Here is a 20,169-nt window from a genome sequence, read left to right on the forward strand (position 1 = left end):
CGCAACTGACATGCTCGGCAGGTCGCACCATGTTTCACCTGTCGGGAGGGCACTTCGTGGTCGAGAACAAGCCGTCGCCCCGTAAGCCGCGAGGAGCCGGCGCGCAGCCGCCGGCCGGAGCGCCGGACCCAGTGGTGGGCGCGCCCGCCACCGACGACACCGCCGGGATGCCGGACACGGCGTCGCCCTTCGTGACACCGGACGAGGAGGTCCCGGACGACACGGGGCCGTCGGACGCGGTGGCGTCGCCGCAGGACCAGCAGGACACGGCGGAGATCCCGACCGGCTCCCCGCACGACACCGCGGAGATCCCGACGAGCATCGACGTCGAGGTTCCCGCGTCCTCGCCGACGGAGGACCGCGCCGTGCTGCTCGCGCGCCTCCAGCTGCTGGAGACGGAGAACGCGCGCCTGCGGGCGACGGCGACCGTCCCGCCGTCTGCCCCTGCGGGACCGCGGCCCCGGCGCAAGGTGGGCCGCTCGACGGCCGCGGTCGTCCTGATCCTGATCGGCGCACTGCTCGCCCCGCTCGCGGTCGTCGGCAGCTGGGCGCGCGGTCTCGTCGTCGACACCGAGCGCTACGTCGAGACGGTGGCGCCGATCGCCGCCGACCCGCTGGTGCAGTCGGCGGTGGCGAACCGGGTCACCCTCGCGGTCGTGGACGCTCTCAACGTCGAGGAGCTGACCACGCAGGCGACCGACGCGGTGGCCGGGCTGGACCTGCCGCCCCTGGTCGGGCAGGCGGTGACCTCGTTGCAGGCGCCGCTGCAGGAGGCGATCACAGGGTTCATCAGCAAGAACGTGACCAAGATCGTCAGCTCGGACGCGTTCGAGAACGTCTGGGAAGAGGCCAACAGGGCAGCCCACGAGCAGATCGTCGCCACCCTGCGAGGCGATCCCGACGCGCTCGCGCAGATCACCGACAGCGGCACCCTGACGCTCGACGTGACGCCGATCATCGAGCAGGTCAAGACCTCGTTGGAAGAGGCTGGCTTCTCGCTGGTCAGCCGGATCCCGACGATCACCGTCACCTACCCGATCGCGTCGAGCGCCGACCTCGTGCGGTTGCAGAGCGCGTACCGACTGATCGACGTCGTCGGTGGACTGCTGCCGTACCTGTCCCTGGCACTGCTCGCCGCGGGGGTGCTCGCCGCACGCCACCGGTCGCGGGCGCTGGTCGTGGCGGGTCTGTCGCTGGCCGGAGCGATGCTGCTGCTCGGCCTCGCGCTGCTGATCGGCAGGTCGTTGTACGCGAGCTCTCTGCCGCCCACCGTGCAGCGTGTGGACACCGCGGTCTCGATCTACGACCAGTTCGTCTCCCTGCTGCGCATCGAGCTGCGGGTGGGCCTGGTGCTCGGTCTGCTCCTGGCGATCATCGCGTTCGTCGCGGGCGGCACGACGGCGGCCCGGCAGCTGCGGGCATCGTCGTCCCGCGCCGCCGCGTCGCTGCGCACGGCGGGTGATCGGCGGGGCATCAGCACCGGTCCGGTCGGCGTGTGGCTGGACCAGCAGCGCATCCTGATCCGCGTCGTGGTCTTCTCCCTGGTCGCGCTCGCGCTCGTCCTGGCCGACGAGCTCACCCCCGCCTACGTGGTCGCGGTGTTCGTCGTCGCGCTCGTCGTGCTGGGCCTCGTGACCCTGGCGGCACGACCGCGATCGCTCGCGCCCGTCGAGGAGGCCGAGGACGCCGTCCTGGTGTGACGGCAGGTCATCGGTCGGCCGCGCACCACGCGTCGGTGGCGGGCTGCTCGGCCGCCAGGACCTGTGCGGCGCGCTCCCGGCCGACGTTCCAGCCACCGATGCCCGTGGCCGACGAGACGCTGGCGGACGCAAGCAGGCACCGGCGCAGGGCAGGATCGCCCTCGATCTGGTCGAAGGCGGGGATCGCGTCGGCGGACAGCCCCGCGAGGTAGTCGGCGTCGAGGGTGGTCACCAGGTCGGCCGTCGTGTTGTGGCGGACGATCTGCGCGTCCGGGTTGAGGAGCGCCAGGCCGAGCATCGCCACGCCCACCACCTGGAGCACGGCACGCGGCAGCCATCCGCCGCGCCACCGGATCCCCGCGACGAGCAGCAGCACGAAGACCGCGGCGAGGGCGACCTCCGTGACGGTCACGACGATGCGCAGCCGGGTGAGGCCGAACGCGTCGACGTACAGGTCCATCCGTCGCAGGGCGGACGCCACCACGCCGAGCGTGCCCACGCAGAGCGCACCGAGTGCCAGCCGGGACAGCAGCCGGTCCTGCGGGGTCTCGCGGGGTGCGCGTCGCGCGGCGACCGCCACGACGACGAGGGTGAGGGCGGTGACCACCACCAGCTGGGCGAACCCCTGCCGCGCGTACTCGGCGTAGGTGAGGCCCTCGGTCTCCAGCACGTGGCGGTGTCCGCCGAGCAGCGCGCCGACCTGGACCGTCACGAACAGCAGGACCATCGCGTCGAGCGCGAGGACCGGAAGGAGCCACTCACCGCGCTTCGCCGCCGGGCGCGGTGCGAGCCGGGCGTCGGTCCAGCTGGGCGGTGCGAGAGCGAGGTGGGCGAGGGTCGCAGCGACGACGGCGACGAGCACGCCGACGACGAGCTGGCCCGGGAGCAGGACCGCCTCCACGCGCGGCATCATCCTGGCGAAGACGCGGTCGGCGCTGGCGAACAGCAGACCGAACACCACCAGCAGGCCGACGGTGATCCCGACGCTGCGCAGCGCGACGACCAGCTGCCCACGACGCGCACCGGCGAGGGTCTCGACGCCCTTCGCCACCCACGGCAGCGCCCGGACGGCGCCCGCCGCCCAGGTCAGCGGCGCCAGCACGGCGGCGGGCGCGGACCGGGACGACGTCACGGCCACCACGCCGGTCCAGGCGGCGACGAGCGCGCACAGCGCTACGACCCAGCCCGCGTCACGCAGGGCGACGACGGCGAAGAGAGTGATCGACAGCGCGGCCGTGATCAGGTCGTTCACGTCGCGCCGACGGACGAGGGTGGGGGCGGCCGCAGCCCAGACGACCAGCCCGATCAGCGCCGCACCGAGGCCGGGTGCGTGCCCGACGAGCAGGACGCCACCGAGCACCCCCACCACGCCGCACAGGCCGAGCGTGCTCGCCGCGACCGGTCGTCGCCGCTCCTCCCAGAAGCTCATGAGGACCTGCGCGAGCTTTCCGGCCTCGCGCGGGACGGGCACGCCTCGGCCCGCCACCCAACTGGGTGGCGGGCCGGGGAGAGCAGGGAGAGCAGGGGGAGTCGGGGGCGTCGTTGCTCCGGTGTCGCTCATGGACGACACGGTAGGCACCCGCTGTCCCTGCAGGTCAGAGACTTGCGCGATGGTCCGGTGCACGTTGTGTGCACAGGCGCCGGGGCCCTGCACAACTGGCCCCCAGCCCGCGCACAGGTCAGCTCCGCACGGTCACCACCCGCTCGGCCGTCGACGTGCTCCCGGCGTCGTTGCTGAGAACCGCGACGAACCGGTAGGTGCCCGGCTCGAGGCCGGTCACGACGGTCGTGACGGTCTGCCGCCGTGGGGTCGCGGCCGTGAGCTCCTGCTCGTCGACCATCACCCCGTCGCGGTACAGGGCGTAGTGCGTCGCGTTGGTGCCCCACCACAGGTTGGTGGTCACGGTGAACGAGCCGTCACCGTCGCGGTTGTCGTCGGAGAGGACGGCGAGCGCGGGCGCCGCGTCCTTCACGACGACGGTGTGCGGGCGGGAGGTGCTGGTGCCGTACGGGTTGAGCAGCTCCACCACGTAGGTGTAGGTCCCGTCGACCCTGCCGGTGATCGGGAACTTCACCGTCTGACGGGCGGGCGTCGTGCCGGTGAGCCACTCGGCATCGACGAGCACGCCGTTCTCGTAGAGCTTGGCCACCGTGGCGTTCTGTCCCCAGTAGAGGTTCGCCGTGACCGTGTAGGAGCCGTCGAACAGGCCCGTGCCCTGGCCGTTGTCGTCGGAGAGCACGGCGACGCCAGGCGCTGCCGTCGCCACGGGGGTGCCGGAGGCGACCACACCGGCGCCCGCCTGGGCGCGGACGATCTCCGGGACGTCCGCGACCGGGTCGAGTGTGTAGTCGTACACGTCGGCCGGGTTCCAGCGCGCCGTCGGTGCCAGCGGGACCGGAGCGGTCGCATTGAACGCGGCGAGGATGTCGGTCGGCTGGCCGTTCACGGTCGAGCCGGTCTCGAACAGCTGCGTGCCCGCCCAGCGCGTGATGATCCGTCCAGGGTCGACGCCGGGCGCCAGCTCGAACGCGTTGCTCTCCGCGTAGATGCTCGACTCGATGCCGGCGCCCCAGTAGTACTGGAACAGTCCCTCGGCGGTCTGCGTGTAGAGGTTGTCGTAGAGGTGCACGTCGCCGAACCGCACGCGCGGTGCCCGCTGGCCGATGTCGATCCAGTGGTTGTGGTGCAACGTCACGCGGTGCTGACCGCGGTCCTGGGGCCGCGAGTCCGACGAGCCGATGAGCTCGGTCTTGTCGTGCTGCTCGAGCTTGTTGTAGCTGACGGTCACCAGGTCGGAGCCGTGCGTGATGTCGAGCAGCCCGTCGTGGGTCTCGAACGGCCGGCCGAAGACGACCGGCAGCGCGGAGTGCGGGTGGGCGCCGTCGTTGAACGTGTTGTGGTCCACCCAGACGCTCGTCGACGTCCACACCGAGACGTTGTCGTAGGCGGAGTTCCAGTTGCCGACAGCGGTGTCGGTGGGGTCCCAGACGGGGAAGCAGTCGTACGCGTCCGCGATCGTCAGGTTCCGGACGATCACGTTGTGCGCGTCGCGGATCCGCATGCTGGCGCCGACGATCTGCGCGTCGTCGCCGACGCCGACCAGGGTGACGTTCGAGCCCACGTGCTGGAGCGTCTTTGTCGCCTGGATCGCGGCGGCGGCGATGCGGGCGTTCTCGAGCGGCCCGCTCGGCTTGACCTTGCCCCAGGGACCGGCGGGGTCGTAGTAGGCGATGTAGTCGGCCATCCGGAACGGCTGCCCGGTGTCGGACACAGTGACCTGGCTGGCGAAGTCGTCGCACGTGGCGGGGTCGAAGGCGGTGATGGTCCCCGTGACGTAGATGATGCGGGGGACCGTGTTGCTGCGCGCGTCGGTCTGGCTGCCGCCGGCCTTGCCGGCGAGGGCGTCACGCAGCTCCTGCCAGGTGTCGACGACGTACACCTGGGCGGGGTCCGCGGCCGCTCCGCCGGTGGTCCCGGTGGCGACCGTGGGCTTGCCATCGGGGACGGTCGGACCCTCGTAGGAGGCCCAACCGTCGCCGGGCGGGAGGACCTCGTGGCCGAGGTCGATGGCGGGGGGCGGGGAAGTGGCACTCGCGGTCGTCGAGGGGAGCAGGAGGGCTCCTGCGGCGAGGGTGACGACGAGGGTAAGACGAGCTCTCATGAGACGTCCTTGTCTCCGACATGTGGGTGAGAAACCGGTTTCCGTACGGTGTCATACGATGCCGGTAAGCGCAATCCTCCTAGGGGATTCTGACAGGGTTCTCGCATGACCCTCTGGCGCACGCGCAGCACCACCACCGTGTACGAGAACCCGTGGATCCGGGTGCGGGAGGACGCCGTCGATCGCCCGGACGGCAGCGCGGGGATCTACGGCGTGGTGGAGGTCCGCAACCCGGCCGTCTTCATCGTGCCCGTGACCGCTGACGACGAGGTGGTGCTCGTCGAGGTGGACCGCTACACCACCGGCCTGTCGCTGGAGGTCCCCGCAGGTGGCTCCGACGGCGAGGACCTGCTTCTCGCCGCGCGACGGGAGCTGCGGGAGGAGACCGGTCTCGTCGCGGACTCCTGGGAGCGCGTGGGATCGATGTTCGCGCTGAACGGGATCAGCAACGCACCGGAGCACGTCTTCCTCGCTCGCGGCCTGCGTCCGTCGGACGAACCCACCGAGCACGCCGTTGAAGGCATCACCGCGGTCCGGACCGTCCCCTGGGCTGGCGTCGTGGGCATGGTCGCGGACGGCACGATCACCGACGGCGAGACGGTGGCCGCGCTCATGTACGCGGCGATCGCCCTGCGCCGGATCACGTGACCGTCGTCAAAGACGCCGGTCCGGGACCAGGCGGCGTCATGGCTGCGGGGTCACGGTCCAGGTGCCGTCCGTGCGGATGGCGAAGATGCCTGGCATCGGCAGGTCCACCACCTCGGTGAACGCTTCGTCGTTGCCGAACAGCTGCTGGTCGCCGTTGCCGAAGAAGCGGCCGGCGAAGGCGTCGTCGGGCCCCGCCGGGGTCCAGGTCACCTCGGCGTGGGAGCCCTGGTCCACCAGGTGCAGCACGGTGGAGCCGGTGCCGCTCTGTGGCCCGGTCGTGCCCGGGACGTCGTTCCAGCTCTCGAACCGGATCGACCAGGGACCCTCAGCCTGCAACCACACCGACTGCTCGGGCGCGCTGCCTTCGAACACGTCCATGAGGTACGACCCAGCGAGCGCGCCAGGAGCCTCGTCGTACGGGCTCCTCCTGCCCGGGCCTGTCAGCACCGTGGGTGACGTGCCCGCTGCGCACGCGGTGCAGTCGAGGACGATGACGACGGCGAACTCACCGCCACGGGTGTAGGTCACCTCCGCGCTGCCGACACCCGCTGCCTGCGCCGGCGTGCCGTCCGCGACCCCGCCGGCCGTGACGAGCTGAGCGGGAGCGGCGGTGGGGCGCTCCGAGGTGACCGTGACCGACGGGGTCGGCACGGCGGCCGCGGACGTCGTGGCCGGAGGCGTGCTCGTCGACGCGGTGGTCGGCTGGTCGGAGTCACCGCCCGAGCCGCAGGCGGCGACGAGGAGCAGGACGGGGACGAGCGAAGCGAGCGCCGCTGCCGAACGAGGGGTGCGCGAGGATGCCATGGCGCAACCCTGTCGGTCCGTCCGCGCTGCGCGAGCCGCGTGTCGCTGTGACGTGCGGCACCTCCGCTGCCACCAGGGCGACGGAGCGCGGCGCCGGGTCGCCTGACCTCGCGTCAGACGACGAGGCCGAGCGCCGTCCCGATCAGCGCAGCCAACACCAGTCCGGCCACGGCCCACGCGAGCATGCTCCCCGCCAGGTAGGCCACGAACCGCTTGTGCTCACCGGCCGACTCGCCCCAGACCGGCGCGGGCGCCCACTTGATCGTGCCGGCAAGGTGCCGGATGCGGTCACGCGAGGCGGGGGACGGGTGGATGGCGGCCATGAGAGCTCCTTGTGGGTGCATACGGACAGCGCCGGGGTTGCCGGCACCACCATCGTCCACCGTGCCGGCCGTGCGTCGCCCGGGCCAAAGGTCCCGCTCGGGGGCGCCGGTGCGCCCGGACACCCCCGAGGTCGACGTCAGTGGCAGTACAGCCGCTGCAGCGTCTGACCTGTGTCGAGGTACCGACGGGTCACCCAGCCCAGGTTGACTGAGTAGGCGCACGCCGGGTCGGCCGAGACGTCGATCGGGATGCCGCCCGTGCTCGTGCTGTTGTGCGGGCCGGACGCGCCGCCGCGGAACGAGTAGGTCCCGGTTGTGAACGCCCCGGAGGGCGTCTGCGGCGGCGCGTGGACCGTGCCGCCGTTGTTGTTGATCGTGACGGCGAAGTTCCTCAGGTGCGGGTGGTCCACCGTGTGGAGCAGGTGGATCGTGGTCGCGCCGGACAGCGGGTTGCAGCCGTTGAGCCGCAGCTCCTCGAGGTCGAGCGTGGCGATGACCGCCGAGTTGTCGAAGATGATCGAGTCGAGCTGGTCGGTGTGGGTCGTGGTGTTGGTGACGGCGTCGCGCACCTCGAAGCCCACCCGGTAGCGCCGGACCGGTTCCTGCTCGGCCGTCGGCAGCGTCTCGCCCGCCTGTGCCTTGGCCAGACCACCAGGCTTCTTCGGTGGGTGCAGCGCGGTGATCGCCGCGGTGTTGAGCTCCAGCAGGTCGAACGTGCGCAGGAAGTTCGAGCTGCTTACGTTGACCACCGCGGTCGAGCCCGGCGGGTTGTACATCTGCACGGTGACCGGCAGGCCGTCGACCTGCACGAAGCCGTCGGCGTCGAGGTTGGCCGCGGTCACGACGACGGCAGCCGACTGCGCCTGGCTGTTGCCGTCGGTGTAGAAGACGTAGCCGACGTGCGTGCCGGTGACCTGCGTCGTCACCGGCGTCATGCTCGCGGGGGCGACGGTCGGCGGGTTCGCCGCGTCGTCCATGCCGCCGGTCCAGGTGTACTCGCCCACCAGGAACCGGTACTTCAGCGGGTGCCCCGTGCCGACGTCGGTGAGCGGGCAGTTGCCGCGCAGCGTCACGGAGCCGCCGAACACGAACGCACCGCCCGCGGGATCGGCGTACCCGAGCGTGTCGAACGTGGAACCCGGCTGGCCGTTGCCCGGGTGGATGTCGAACACCTCGACCTGCTGCCAGTGCGGCACGGTCTCGGGGCCACCGGGCAGCTTCTCGGTGCACAGGTCCAGGCAGAAGCAGTGCCCCACGTTCTGCCGTCCCGGCTGGCGCCCGTCCGCCTGCGTCTCGGTGATGATCGGCTGCCCGCCGAGCTCCACCCGGGCGTACACGTCCGGACCCTCGGTCAGCTCGACGTTGATGAACGGCGAGAACGGTGTGCGCCGGAAGTCCGATGCGAGGTAGGTGAGGACGTAGTGGCCGGTCCCATCGGTCGTCGCCGTGCCGAGCGGGTCGTCCTGCAACCAGTCGGCGTCGAAGGCCGAGACCACGGCGCCCGGGATCGGCGTCTTGTCGTCGCAGGTCGTGATCCGGCCGCTGATGGTCCAGATGCCGAACAGCGCGAGGATGTGGCACCAGAACCGGTTCGGGATCGCGTACTCCCAGATCGCGACAGTGTTCTTCCTGGTCTGTCGCCAGCGCGGCTGGAGCGTGGTCACCGCGAACTGACGAGGCTTCGCGGTCGGGTCGTGCCGCGGTCGGGGCGGCTTCTCGACGTACAGGTCGAGGTCCAGCGGCCCGCCGTCGTACTCCTTGTCGTCGATCGTCAGGACGTACGCTCCCGACTCGTCGACGCGGGCCACGGCGATCGGTGCTCCCGTGCGCTCGCCCTCGACGACCTCGTGGAACGTCTCCTTGTCGGCCGCGACCGCCTGCTCCGTGACCCGGTCGCCTTTGGACCGGTACGCGCGCAGCTCGAGGCCGGCGAGCGGCTCCCGGACGTTGTGACACAGCGTTCCCCACAGGGATCCGCGGATCTCGTATGCCATGGTCTTCTGCCCCCTGATGCATGCGGGCACCTCGGTGTGCCCGCTCGACGTTCAGGAGCGGATGGGCGAGCGAGGAGATACGTCACGCGGTCCGTCGACGCTCGTTGTCGGATTCAGCGTGCGCGCTGTCGCCGTCTGGGCATGCTGGCGTTGTCCCGGATCGTCGTCGGGACTCGGTCCACCACCGAGGCGCAGACCCCGACAGGAACTCGAACAGCCAGAGGAGTGACAGCTGCGTCGGGACCTGTCTTCGGGTGCGCCGGTCGGCGTAGATTGGCGGTCGTCGGAGCGTCCCCTGTGGCGCGGGCGAAAGCGAGTGACGTGACCACGACGGGGAGCCTGCCCCTCCTGTCCGACGAGCTGCTCCGGTTGCGCGAGCTGCTCAAGGGCGCCGACAGCGTCGAGCTGAAGGTGACGGTGCCCGAGCTCGCCCATCGGTCGACGACCGTGACGCTCGGCCTGGACCCGCTCGACGCTCAGATCCGGCACGTGTACTTCTTCGACACCCCGGACCTCGCCCTCAATCGGGCCGGTGTCGTGGTGCGAGCCCGGCGGATCCAGGGAGCGGGGAACGACTCGGTCGTGAAGCTGCGGCCGGTGGTTCCCACCGAGCTCCCCAGCGACATCCGCCGGTCGCCGAGCTTCGCCGTCGAGGTGGACATCGTGCCCGGCAGCTATGTGTGCTCCGCGTCGCTGAAGAACAAGCTCCCCGCCACCGCGGTCCGCACCTCGGTGTCCGGTGAGCGACCACTGCACAAGCTGTTCTCGAAGGAGCAGCGGGCATTCTTCGCCGAGCACGCCCCCGACGGACTCGCGATCGACGACCTGTCGATCCTCGGCCCGATCTTCGTGCTCAAGCTCAAGGTCGTGCCGGAGACGTTCCACCGCCGCCTCGTCGCCGAGATGTGGATCTACCCGGACGGCTCCCGCATCCTCGAGCTGTCCACCAAGTGCCCCCCGGAGGAAGCGGTGCCGGTCACTGCCGAGCTCCGGCGGCTCCTCGAGGACAAGGGCATCGACCTCACCGCGCAACAGCAGACCAAGACGAAGACGGCACTCGAGTTCTTCTCGGCGGAGCTGCAAGCCAAGCCGGCATGAGTACGGTCACGGTGCAGACGGAGATCATCCCCCGCTGGGAGTGGCGGACGTTCGGCGTGGCGTTCGGCCCCGCGGAGGAGTACCTGGCCGGCCTGGAACCCACGGGCGTCCAGGAGAGCGACGAGCTCTACCTCCTGTCCGTGCACGGCGACACCGTCAAGGTCCGCGGCGGCCTCATGGACATCAAGCTCCTGCGCGAGGTGGGTCTCGGTGGGCTGGAACGGTGGGAACCGATCCTCAAGGCTCCCTTCCCCCTCGGCCGCAGCGCGATCGCGGCGATCTTCGAGGCTTTGCGCGAGCCCATGCCCGACCTCGCGCGCGAGACCTACAGCCTCGACGAGTTCCTCCGCGAGCTGGCCGACCCCCACCCCGGCGTTCGTGCGGTACCCGTCCACAAGCGGCGTGTCCGTCACACGATCGAGGGCTGCATCGGCGAGCTCTCCGAGGTCGAGGTCGGCGAGTGGGTGACCAGGACGATCGCGATCGAGTCGGAGGATCGGGACGCCGTCGTGGCGGCGGTCCGTGCCGTGGGACTGGGCAACCGGGTCAACACGAGCTACCCGCGTGGCCTGGGTGCGCTGTTCGACGGGGCGCCGCCCCGCTACGCGACCATCGATGTCGGCACGAACTCCGTGAAGCTCCACATCGGCCAGCCGATCATGGGCGGGCGGTGGGAGGCGCTGGTCGATCGTGCCGAGGTGACCCAGCTCGGCGCCGGCCTCGCGCAGACGGGCAGGATCTCGACCGCAGCGATCGAGCGCACGACGCAGGCGATCCGCGGGATGGTCGAGGAGGCCCGCGCACACCTGGTCAGAGAGATCGCTGCAGTCGGAACCGCCGGGTTGCGCATGGCCGAGAACCGCACCGAGGTCCTGGAGGTCATCCAGGGGGAGACGGGAGTCTCCATCGACGTCATCTCCGGCGACGAGGAGAGCCGTCTGGCCTACGTCGCCGCCCTTGCCGGTCTCGGCGGGTCGGACGGCTCGGTGGTGGTCTTCGACACCGGCGGCGGCAGCTCCCAGTTCACGTTCGGTCGAGGCGCTGACGTCGACGAGCGCTTCAGCGTCGACGTCGGAGCTGCCCGCTACACGGAGCGCTTCGGCCTGGACCGCCAGGTCTCGTCCGAGACGCTCCAGGAGGCGCTGGGCGCGATCGCGGCCGACCTGCACCGGCTCGGCGACCGGCAGGCGCCGGATGCCCTGGTGGGCATGGGCGGTGCGATGACGAATCTCACCGCCGTGATGCTCGGCCTCGAGAGCTACGACCCGGTCGCCGTGCAGGGCTCGATCCTCGAGCGCGGCGAGGTCGACCGCCAGATCGAGATGTACCGGACGCTCGACGCCGACGCCCGCCGGTCGATCGTGGGCCTGCAGCCGAAGCGCGCCGAGGTGATCCTCGCCGGCGCCTGCATCGTGCGCACCGTCATGGACAAGCTCGGTGCGGATCGGCTGACGGTCAGCGACCGCGGCCTGCGGCACGGTCTCATCGACGAGCGCTTCGGCGTCGGCGAGACGGAGGCGCACAGCAGGCCGGCGTCATCCGGCGGACCGCGAGAGGCCTGAGCACCCCAGCGAGTGCGGCCGGTGCCGGTTACGCGGTGAGCGCGAGCAGGTCAGTCAGGCGTTCGAGCTCACGCAGGTTCGCCTGCAGGTCGGCCCGAGCCTTCTGCTGCGCTGCCGCTGGGGCGCGTTCCACAAACCGCGCATCGGCCAGCCTGGAGGACAGCGTCCGGATCTGCTCCTGCGCCTCCTCGAGGCGACGCGTGAGGGTGCGCCGCTGTGCGTCGTCGAGCTGCGGCGCCGCCGGCAACGTCAGCGTCCCGCCGAGCCGGCGGAAGCGGCTGCCGTCCTGCGGGTCGGCGTCCGTCAGCCGGGCCGTGCGGCACAGCTCAGCCCACAGCTCGATGCCCTCGCCGCGCGCCGGCAGCCAAGCGCCGGCCTCGAACCCCTGCCGCGCCCTGTGCGACCGCGCTGCGTCGCGCAGCTCGCGCAGCTGGGCACCGGCCGCTGCTGCCTCCTCGTCGGGCGGCATCGGCGCGGGGAACTGCTCCTGGTCCATGATCCCGGACCAGCCGATCTGCTCGGCGAGCTCCTCGGTGAGGAACGGCAGCAGGGGGTGCAGCGCCAGCAGCAGCGCGGTCAGCGAGTACGACAGCGTCGCGATGGCGTCGGAGTTCCCGTCGTAGAGGTCGTCCTTGCGCGCCTCGAGGTAGAGACCGGACAGGTCGTCCTCAGCCAGGAGCGTCAGAGCGTCCCCGGTGCGTGCCAGGTCGCCGGCTTCGTAGCCCGCGTCCGCGTCCGCCAGGGCAGACGCGAGACGGGCCAGCAGCCAGCGGTCGAGCAGGTGAGCGGGGGAGGGGCGGGACGTCTGCCAGGTGCACCCGAGGCGGGCCGCCAGGTTGGTGATGCTGCGCAGCTTGTTCAGGTACCCGCGGGCGATTCTCAGGTCATCGGCACCGAACGGGATGTCCGCACCCGGGCGGCCCTTGCGTGCCAACGCGAAACGCAACGTGTCCGCCCCGTGCTCCGCGATGAGGGGGAGCGGGTCGATCGTGTTGCCGAAGCTCTTCGACATCTTCTTGCCGCCGGCGTCGCGGATCATCCCGTGGAACAGCATCCGGGAAAACGGTGGCGTGCCTGTCAGGTGGGTGCACAGCAGGTTCATCCGCATGGCCCAGAAGAAGATCAGGTCGTTGCCGGTGATGAGCAGGTCGTTCGGGTAGAAGCGGCGCAGGTCCGCGGTGTCGTCCGGCCACCCGAGCGTCGACAACGGCCACAACGCCGAGGAGAACCACGTGTCCAGCGTGTCCTCGTCCTGCGCCCACCCCTCCGGGATCTGCTCGTCCGACGCGAAGGCGCGAGCCTCGCCGTCTGGGCCGTACCAGATGGGGATCCGGTGCCCCCACCACAGCTGCCGGGAGATGCACCAGTCACCCAGGTTCCCGGCCCACCGCAGGTAGTCGCGCCGAGCCTCGTCCGGCTCGATGCTGGTCGCACCGCTCGTGATCGCGTCCGTCGCCGCCGCCGCGAGCGCGCTCGTGCGCAGATACCACTGCGGGGTGGAGCTGATCTCGAGTGCGGTGCTGCAGCGCGAGCACGCCGGACCCGTCGCAGTCTCGCTCGCCTCGATGTCGGACAGCGTCGTTGCACACCCAGGGCACCACAGGGTCTCTCGCTCGGCCCGGTAGATCAGCCCCTCGTCGAACAGCCGCGTGAACGCCGTGCGAGTCGCCCGGCTCGGGCCTTCGTCGAGCGTGAACGTCAACCGGTCCCAGTCGGGGCTGGCTCCGAGCTGCCGCATCTGGGCCGTGATGCCAGCCGCGCACGACGCCTTCCACTCCCAGGCGCGACGGGCGAACTCCTCCCGCCCGATCTCGTCCCGGCTCGTCCCCTCCGCGCGCAGCCGACGCTCGAGGAGCGCGTTCGTGGCGATGGCGGCGTGGTCGAGACCGGGCAGCCACAGGGTCTCCGCACCCCGCATCCGCTGACGGCGCGCTATGGCATCGGACAGGGAGTGCTCGTAGGCGTGCCCCATGTGGAGGTCGCCGGTGATGTTCGGCGGGGGCAGGATCATCGCCCAGGTGGGCGCGTCGGCGGCGTCGTGGGTGGTGAACGCGCCGGTGTCCTCCCAGCGTCGGTAGCGGTCGCCGGAGGTCGTGAGGGTGTGCATGGTCGTCGTCCGTTCGTGCGGTCCTGGGGTCTTCGCTCGAGTCGAGACCTGCTCGACGAGCACAGGGGCGAGCCCTCGCCAGGAGTCCTACGGACAGGCGAGGGCTACGGTACGACGACGGGGCAGAGCGAACCCATGAAGCGGGGTGCGCGTCCGGTGTCCATGCCTCTAGTGTGCTCCTCCTGCTCCCGGGCGCAATCATCCCGGGCGGCAGCGCGGTGATGCGTCCCCCAGCGCCGCCTACGCCCGCGTCGTCGTCGAGGGCTGCGCACCTGCGATCGTCGACAGGTACGTCCGGATGCGCTCGGCATCCCACCCATGACCCTCCCGGAGCCCGGTGGCCATCGTGGACAGGTAGGCCTCGCTCGGACCGTTCAGCGGCGCCGCGTCGCACCGGTGGGCGGTCAGGGTCAGGAGCGGTATCCCGTCGAGGGTCCCGAGGCGCACGACCGTCTCGTAGCGTCCGGGTCCCAGCTGATGGTGCCCGTCACGCGCCAGCGCAGGGAGGTCGAGGTCCGTCCCGGGCTCGCGGCGCATCTCCTGGGCCAGGACGTCCGCCAGCTGTCCCGGACGCAGGAGGTAGGCCATCGCAGGGACCTCGCCGGGCGCGGACGGGTCGAGGACGGCGGTGCCACCGCCCCAGGTCGTCGACGCTCCGGTGAAGTACAGGCGACCTGCGATCACGAGGGGTGCTGTGCGCTCGGGGTCGCGGCGGTCCCGGCACCCGGGGTACGTGCGGCGGCTGCCGGGCGGCCTCCCACCCCGCAGGTAGTGGCGGAAGCGGTCGGCGCTGAGGTTCGAGCCGTACGCGACGTACCAGAGCCGATCCGTGGGTGCCGGCGTCATGCCGGAAGCTCCGACGCACGGCCAGCCGCTGTCGCCTCGGTCAGCAGGATCTGCTCAGCGCGCCGGAAGAGGTCCATCGCCTCGTCCGGGGTGCTCCCGACCGCGGTCAGCCCGACCCGGCCCAGCTCGGTCAGACAGCTGATCATGTGGAACACGACACCCGTCTCGCGGGACTGGTCGAAGTGCAGCCGGTGGCGGGCGACGGCGTCGAAGAGGTCACCGACCCGCAGGGCACGCAACGCCGGGCTCTCCAGATGGTCTGTCGCGACGAGGTGCCGCTCGGCGCCTGTCGACGTGAGGAAGCGCCCGGACGGTCCGTCGTAGCGGCCGTCGGTGAGGAACTGCAGAGTGAGGAACGGGTGGGTGGTGCCTCCCTTGCGCAGGTTCAGCTCGATCGCGTGCGCCTCCCACTCGCCCGCGTCGTCGCGCACGACGACGAAGTCGACGGCGAACCGGCCGAGGACGCCTTCCGCCGCGAGGCGCCGGCCGATGACCTCCGCCGGGCCGCTGATCAGTCGGGAGTACGCGGGGTCCGCCGGGAAGGTGCAGCCGACGTAGCGCTGGCCACTGGGACCGCCGAGCAGCTGGTCGTGGGTGGACAGGAGCTCGACCTGGCCGTCGGGCAGGACCCGGAGCTGGACGCTCGGGCTGCGCAGCTCGGTGCCGGTGACCCGCTCTTCGACGATGCCACCGTCGCGGGCGAACCGCTCCCAGTACTCGTCGCGCGTGAGAGTGGGCGACTCCAGCTCGAGCACCGCGACACGCTCGGCCACGAGCGCCCGACGATCTCCGCCGACGCCCCGTAGGTCGACCGTGGCGTTGCCGTTGCCGGCCACGCCGTCGTTCAGCTTGACGATCATCGATGCCGTGCCGGGGTGCTCGGCGAGCACCGACATGATGGCGTCGACGACCGCCTCCCGGTCCCGGAGCCCTTCGGCGCCCAGCGGGTGCCGGACGCCCTCCTCTGCGAAGAGCCGACGGCATCCCGACTTGGTGCCGAGGGCGGACAGCCGCGGGTCCGAGCCGTACATCGGGATGCCGAGGGTCAGCGCGAGATCCCTCTCGCGGTCCGTCGTGCTGTACGCGATCAGGTGGCTGCGCTCGCGGTTGAGGATGCCGGCCCCGATGTCCGCGAGCAGCCTCGGCCGCTCGAGCAGCTTCTCGGCGAGCGGTCGCGACGTCGAGTCGTCGACCGACACGAGCGTCAGCCGGGCACGTGCGTGGCTCGGGATCACCCCCGGCAGGAGCGCGAGGTAGTACTCGATGATGCCGTCCTTGATCGGGGTCGACGTCACGTAGGTCATCCGGAGCGCGGGTTGCCGCAGCAGGAGAAGGAGGAAGAGGAAGCGTTCCTCGAACGCCTGCGCGAGGCCAGCGCTGGACAGGGGGTCGACCACCACCGAGGGCACGATCACGACCGACTCGTCGTCGTGATCGAGACGCATCATGTCCCAGACGGCCCTCATCCGCTGCTGGAGCCCGACGAACCGCTCCCACCGCGCCGCATCGTCGAGCTCGTCCAGCGTCGTCATGACTGGCTCACCTCGGCACTCCCGATCTCGAAGGTGCTCACGGGTCGGCTGAACCCGCGCAGGTCGAGGGCGCCGACCGGCTGCCCGGCGACGCGGTCCTCGACGGCTGCGAAGACGCGTTCGCTCGCCAGGACCTGCCCAGGACCGGCCGCGGCGCAGAGCCGTGCCGCAAGGTTGGTGACGCTTCCGATCGCGGCATAGTCCGAGCGGCCCTCGAAGCCGATCCGTCCGAGGGTGGCGAAGCCCTGCGCGACGCCGACGCCGAAGCCGAGCTCGTGCCCGCGGCGCGTCCATCCCTGGGCCAGGCGGGCGACGCGGTCGCGCATCGCCATCGCCATCGCGACCGCGCGCCAGGCCGGGTCGTCGCAGGGGACCGGGTCATTGAAGAAGACCATGAGACCGTCACCGGTGAATCGCTCGAGGGTCCCCTCGTACTCGACGATGAGCTCGCCGAGCTCGCGGTGGTACTCGCTCAGGACCCACATCACCTCCTCCGGCTCGGACTGCTCGGCGAACGGCGTGAACCCGCGGAGGTCGCAGAACACGACGACGATCTCCCGGCGGTGGCTGTCGAGCAGCGACTCGTCCCCGGAGTCGATGACGAGGTCCGCGAGCTGGGGCGGCAGGAAACGTCGGAGCCGCTGGAGCCGCTGCAGCTCGTCCACCTGCGTGCGGACGCGCGTCTCGAGCTCTCGGTTCCACTCCGCGAGCTCGCTTGCCTGCCGCGCGATCGTGTCCTGGTACCGCTTCACCCGGGCCAGCGATGCCACCCGTGCGACGAGCTCGCCCTGGTGGAAGGGCTTCGCGACGAAGTCGTCGGCGCCGGCCTCGATCGCCTGCAGCTTCTCCTGGTCCCCGCTCGCGGTGATCATCACCACGGGCAGGTACGCGGTGCGCGGGTCGGCCCTGACCCGGCGACAGACCTCGTACCCGTCGATGCCGGCCATCACGATGTCGAGGAGCACCAGGTCGACCGCCTGGTCGGGCTTCGCCAGGAACGCCAGCGCCTCCTCGCCCGACGACGCAAGCTCCAGCCGGTAGCCGCGCGGCTCGAGGACCGCCTGGAGCAGCCGCAGGTTCTGCGGCAGGTCGTCGACAGCGAGGATCGTCACCTGGTCAGCCATGGGGGTGGCCGCGGACGAGGAAGGCGTCGACCTGGGACGGAAGGGCTCGCACGCTGATCGGTTTGGACAGGTAGCCGTCGAAGCCGTCCGCGTAGGCGCGCTCCCGGTCCTCCTCCATGGCGAAGGCGGTGACGGCCACCACCGGCACGTCGCCGACGACGGGATCCTGGCGGATCTGGTGCAGCGCTTCGACCCCGTCGATGCCGGGGAGCTGCAGGTCCATCAGGACGAGGTCGGGGGAGCAGTCGTGAGCGAGGTGGACTCCTTCCTCACCTGACCGTGCCTCGACGACGTCATAGCCGCCGACCTGCAGCACGTCCCGGATCAGCTTGAGGTTGAGCGCGTTGTCCTCGACCACGAGGATCCGGCCACCCGTCATCGCTGCGCTCCCTCCGTCGACGTGGCCCTGAGCTCGGTGGGCAGGGTGGCGGGCAGCGCGCCGGTCCGTCGCAGAGCGCTCACCAGCTCGTCACGGCCGACCGGCTTGACGAGGTACGCCGAGGCGCCCATCGCCAGGCCGCGTGCCCGCTCGTCGAGGATCGAGGCGACGACGACAGGGATGTCTCGTGTGGTCGCGTCAGCTTTCAGGTGCTCGAGCACCTCCCAGCCGTCCATCCCCGGGAGCCGGATGTCGAGGACTACCGCCGCGGGCCGGGTGGATCGGACCGCGTCGAGCCCTGCTCGCCCGTCCCGGGCCTGGAGGACGCGCACGCCGAGCCCGTCGAGGTAGGCGGCGAGGAGGTCCAGTGAGGCGCGATCGTCGTCGACCACCAGTACCAGCGGGGCGTCGACAGGTGGTGCGGTGGCGGTGGGCGTCGCACTGCCGGCTGGGACGGCGAAGCCGAAGGTGCTCCCGGCGCCGGTCTCCGTCTCCAGCCAGATCCGTCCGCCGAGGAGCGCGACGAGACGCCGGCACAGGGTCAGACCCAGACCCGTGCCCTCCTCCTTCGGTGCTCCCCGTCGCCCCTGCTGGAACGCCTCGAAGATGCGCTCTCGATCCTCGGGCGCGATGCCGGGGCCGTCGTCTCGCACCGTGACCTCGACGTCCCGCCCGACCTGGTGCGCGCCGACGAAGACGTGACCACCGTCGGGAGTGAACTTCACCGCGTTGCTGAGCAGGTTCACGAGCACCTGCTTGAACTTCAGCTCGTCGGACTCGACCATGTCGAGCGCAGGATCGACGTCGAGCGTGATCGTGATCCCGTGGACGGCCGCACGCCCCCGGACCATCGCGATGCCGTAGTCCAACGCCGCTGGGACCGAGAACGTGGACGGCTCCAGCTCCATACGACCGGCCTCGACCTTCGACAGGTCGAGAATCTCGTTCAGCAGCTCGAGGAGGTGCTGGCCGGAGCTGAGGATGTCCCGCAGGTAATCTTCCTGCCGCTCGTTGAGGTCGCCGAAGAGTCGCTCGAGCAGCACCTCGGAGAAGCCGATCACGGCATTGAGTGGGGTCCGGAGCTCGTGCGACATGCTCGCCAGGAACTCGGACTTGTGCTGGCTCACCACCTCCAGCTCGGCGGACTTGACCTCGAGCTCCCGGAAGAGCCGCGCGTTCGTCACGGCCAGGGCGGACTGGCCGGCGAACGTCTCCAGGAAGTCGACCGTCTCGGGTGCGAAGGCGCCCGGGGTCCGGCGTCGCACCACGAGGGCACCGATGATCCGCTCACCGCGCAGGACCGGCACGGCGAGCACGGAACGCCAGCCGTCGTCGTGCAGCACCGCGAGATGAGGGTCGAGGTCCACGTCGTCCAGGTCCGGGACGGCGATCGGGTGGCGTTCGCGTGCAGCGCGGCCGACGAGGGTCGTCTCCAGCTCGATCCGCACCCCGCGGAGCCGGGCGAGGAGCTCGGGGCTGCTGGCGTAGGCGCTACGGACCGAGAACGAGTGGTCGTCCTCGATGTACTCCATGACGGATCCACCGTCGCAGCCCGAGAAGCGGACGGCGTTCTTGATGATCGTCGACAGCACCTCGTCCAGCACCAGGCTCGAGCTCACCAGGCCGCCGACCTCGCTGAGCGCCTCGAGCTGGTCGACCCGGCGCGCGAGCTCGACGCCGCGCGTGTCGAGGGCCGCGAGCAGGTGCACGTGGCGCACGACGACCGCCGCCTGGGCGGCGAAGGTCTCGAGCAGGGCGGACCCGCTCGCGTCGAACGGGTTGACGTCGCTCCGGAGCAACGACAACGCGCCCACGACCTCGTCGTCCAGGAGCATCGGCGCTGCGATCACCGTGCGGAACCCGGCGATCTCCTGGATGTCACGGCGGCGGTACGCAGGGTCCTCCTGCGCGTCGGCGATCTGCTGGACGCTGTGGTCGGTAGCCGCCCGTCCCACCATCGTGTCCCGGTCCACCCGGATCGGGTGCGCCTGCAGGTGACTCCGGAGCTCGTCGGTCACGCCGACAGAGGACGCGAGCGTGAAGCTGTCGCCGTCGATGAGGTACACCTGCGCGGCCTGGGCCCGGCACAGGCGACAAGCGGAGTCCACGATCGTGTCGAGGACGGCGTCGGGGTCCATGGCCGACCGGCCGAGGGCGGAGAGGACGGCGTTCGCTGCGGTGAACTGGTCCGTGGCGTCGTCGCGCGCGCGTCGCAGACGTTCGCGCTCCGCCTCGTCCGTCGCCGTGCCGTGCTCGGCCATCGTCGGCCGCCCTTCCCCGGTGGTGTCGAGTCCCGGGCCGTCTTCGAGTCTCCTCGCCGGACGGTGTCGCGTCCAACATCGTGCGCACGCGCACCGGCGTCTGGGCGCACCATCGTGAGCTCGTCCCTG

The 20,169-nt window shown here is 71.0% G+C and carries 15 protein-coding genes; 4 read left to right on the top strand and 11 right to left on the bottom strand.

What is annotated here, in order from left to right; genetic code table 11:
• The first annotated feature begins 29 nt into the window (after positions 1 to 29).
• The gene (locus ASG23_RS15520) at positions 30 to 1,700 is read left to right on the top strand and encodes a hypothetical protein (protein WP_235521151.1); all 1,671 of its coding nucleotides are present in this window, start codon (positions 30 to 32) and stop codon (positions 1,698 to 1,700) included.
• A 7-nt stretch (positions 1,701 to 1,707) separates the two neighbouring features.
• Here the strand turns inward: ASG23_RS15520 and ASG23_RS15525 are convergent, their stop codons facing one another.
• Together ASG23_RS15525 and ASG23_RS15530 are read right to left on the bottom strand one after the other, a co-directional pair.
• A complete protein-coding gene (locus tag ASG23_RS15525) occupies positions 1,708 to 3,261 on the bottom strand; it encodes a DUF4153 domain-containing protein (RefSeq protein ID WP_082516274.1) in 1,554 nt (517 codons plus the stop codon).
• 118 nt (positions 3,262 to 3,379) lie between these two features.
• Positions 3,380 to 5,362 (bottom strand): pectate lyase family protein, encoded by a 1,983-nt coding sequence (locus tag ASG23_RS15530; RefSeq protein ID WP_056026837.1) that lies wholly within the window; start codon positions 5,360 to 5,362, stop codon positions 3,380 to 3,382.
• A gap of 105 nt (positions 5,363 to 5,467) precedes the next feature.
• Between ASG23_RS15530 and ASG23_RS15535 the strand changes: the two genes are divergently transcribed.
• Entirely contained in the window at positions 5,468 to 6,010 is a 543-nt protein-coding gene (locus ASG23_RS15535; protein WP_056026840.1) for an NUDIX domain-containing protein, read from the top strand.
• A 36-nt stretch (positions 6,011 to 6,046) separates the two neighbouring features.
• Here ASG23_RS15535 and ASG23_RS15540 read toward each other — a convergent pair whose 3' ends face one another.
• The 3 genes from ASG23_RS15540 to ASG23_RS15550 form a co-directional block, all read right to left on the bottom strand.
• Positions 6,047 to 6,814 carry a hypothetical protein gene (locus ASG23_RS15540; RefSeq protein WP_056026844.1) on the bottom strand — a complete coding sequence of 256 codons (768 nt, stop codon included), beginning with the start codon at positions 6,812 to 6,814 and terminating at the stop codon, positions 6,047 to 6,049.
• 113 nt (positions 6,815 to 6,927) lie between these two features.
• Entirely contained in the window at positions 6,928 to 7,137 is a 210-nt protein-coding gene (locus ASG23_RS15545; protein ID WP_235521152.1) for a chemotaxis protein CheW, read from the bottom strand.
• Between the two features lie 137 nt (positions 7,138 to 7,274).
• Positions 7,275 to 9,131 carry a carboxypeptidase-like regulatory domain-containing protein gene (locus ASG23_RS15550; RefSeq protein ID WP_056026849.1) on the bottom strand — a complete coding sequence of 619 codons (1,857 nt, stop codon included), beginning with the start codon at positions 9,129 to 9,131 and terminating at the stop codon, positions 7,275 to 7,277.
• A gap of 321 nt (positions 9,132 to 9,452) precedes the next feature.
• Between ASG23_RS15550 and ASG23_RS15555 the strand changes: the two genes are divergently transcribed.
• On the top strand, positions 9,453 to 10,229 hold the full coding sequence (locus ASG23_RS15555) for a hypothetical protein (protein ID WP_056026852.1): 777 nt from the start codon (positions 9,453 to 9,455) through the stop codon (positions 10,227 to 10,229).
• Entirely contained in the window at positions 10,226 to 11,791 is a 1,566-nt protein-coding gene (locus ASG23_RS15560) for a Ppx/GppA phosphatase family protein (RefSeq protein ID WP_056026855.1), read from the top strand. Before ASG23_RS15555 ends, ASG23_RS15560 begins: the two co-directional genes overlap by 4 nt.
• 28 nt (positions 11,792 to 11,819) lie before the next feature.
• Here the strand turns inward: ASG23_RS15560 and ASG23_RS15565 are convergent, their stop codons facing one another.
• From ASG23_RS15565 to ASG23_RS15590, 6 genes are all read right to left on the bottom strand, one after another.
• Complete coding sequence (locus ASG23_RS15565; protein ID WP_056026858.1) at positions 11,820 to 13,898, bottom strand: class I tRNA ligase family protein; 2,079 nt, start codon at positions 13,896 to 13,898, stop codon at positions 11,820 to 11,822.
• Positions 13,899 to 14,138: 240 nt separating this feature from the next.
• Positions 14,139 to 14,744 carry a hypothetical protein gene (locus ASG23_RS15570; RefSeq protein WP_056026861.1) on the bottom strand — a complete coding sequence of 202 codons (606 nt, stop codon included), beginning with the start codon at positions 14,742 to 14,744 and terminating at the stop codon, positions 14,139 to 14,141.
• Positions 14,741 to 16,276, bottom strand: a complete 1,536-nt coding sequence (locus ASG23_RS15575; RefSeq protein ID WP_056026864.1) for a peptide ligase PGM1-related protein — start codon at positions 16,274 to 16,276, stop codon at positions 14,741 to 14,743. The genes ASG23_RS15570 and ASG23_RS15575 overlap by 4 nt, the downstream gene beginning before the upstream one ends.
• Complete coding sequence (locus tag ASG23_RS15580; protein WP_056026867.1) at positions 16,273 to 17,400, bottom strand: adenylate/guanylate cyclase domain-containing protein; 1,128 nt, start codon at positions 17,398 to 17,400, stop codon at positions 16,273 to 16,275. The genes ASG23_RS15575 and ASG23_RS15580 overlap by 4 nt, the downstream gene beginning before the upstream one ends.
• Positions 17,393 to 17,779, bottom strand: coding sequence for a response regulator (locus ASG23_RS15585; RefSeq protein WP_056026870.1), 387 nt, complete (start codon positions 17,777 to 17,779; stop codon positions 17,393 to 17,395). The genes ASG23_RS15580 and ASG23_RS15585 overlap by 8 nt, the downstream gene beginning before the upstream one ends.
• A complete protein-coding gene (locus ASG23_RS15590) occupies positions 17,776 to 20,040 on the bottom strand; it encodes a hybrid sensor histidine kinase/response regulator (protein WP_056026872.1) in 2,265 nt (754 codons plus the stop codon). The genes ASG23_RS15585 and ASG23_RS15590 overlap by 4 nt, the downstream gene beginning before the upstream one ends.
• Between the last annotated feature and the right edge of the window lie 129 nt (positions 20,041 to 20,169).

It is taken from the genome of Cellulomonas sp. Leaf395 (assembly GCF_001424125.1).
Lineage (GTDB): Bacteria > Actinomycetota > Actinomycetes > Actinomycetales > Cellulomonadaceae > Cellulomonas.

Bases quoted from the DNA above. Each gene is read 5' to 3' on its own strand.
- ASG23_RS15520 (WP_235521151.1), top strand. From the start codon at position 30: ATGTTTCACCTGTCGGGAGGGCACTTCGTGGTCGAGAACAAGCCGTCG.
- ASG23_RS15525 (WP_082516274.1), bottom strand. From the start codon at position 3,261: ATGAGCGACACCGGAGCAACGACGCCCCCGACTCCCCCTGCTCTCCCT.
- ASG23_RS15530 (WP_056026837.1), bottom strand. From the start codon at position 5,362: ATGAGAGCTCGTCTTACCCTCGTCGTCACCCTCGCCGCAGGAGCCCTC.
- ASG23_RS15535 (WP_056026840.1), top strand. From the start codon at position 5,468: ATGACCCTCTGGCGCACGCGCAGCACCACCACCGTGTACGAGAACCCG.
- ASG23_RS15540 (WP_056026844.1), bottom strand. From the start codon at position 6,814: ATGGCATCCTCGCGCACCCCTCGTTCGGCAGCGGCGCTCGCTTCGCTC.
- ASG23_RS15545 (WP_235521152.1), bottom strand. From the start codon at position 7,137: ATGGCCGCCATCCACCCGTCCCCCGCCTCGCGTGACCGCATCCGGCAC.
- ASG23_RS15550 (WP_056026849.1), bottom strand. From the start codon at position 9,131: ATGGCATACGAGATCCGCGGATCCCTGTGGGGAACGCTGTGTCACAAC.
- ASG23_RS15560 (WP_056026855.1), top strand. From the start codon at position 10,226: ATGAGTACGGTCACGGTGCAGACGGAGATCATCCCCCGCTGGGAGTGG.
- ASG23_RS15565 (WP_056026858.1), bottom strand. From the start codon at position 13,898: ATGCACACCCTCACGACCTCCGGCGACCGCTACCGACGCTGGGAGGAC.
- ASG23_RS15570 (WP_056026861.1), bottom strand. From the start codon at position 14,744: ATGACGCCGGCACCCACGGATCGGCTCTGGTACGTCGCGTACGGCTCG.
- ASG23_RS15575 (WP_056026864.1), bottom strand. From the start codon at position 16,276: ATGACGACGCTGGACGAGCTCGACGATGCGGCGCGGTGGGAGCGGTTC.
- ASG23_RS15580 (WP_056026867.1), bottom strand. From the start codon at position 17,400: ATGGCTGACCAGGTGACGATCCTCGCTGTCGACGACCTGCCGCAGAAC.
- ASG23_RS15585 (WP_056026870.1), bottom strand. From the start codon at position 17,779: ATGACGGGTGGCCGGATCCTCGTGGTCGAGGACAACGCGCTCAACCTC.
- ASG23_RS15590 (WP_056026872.1), bottom strand. From the start codon at position 20,040: ATGGCCGAGCACGGCACGGCGACGGACGAGGCGGAGCGCGAACGTCTG.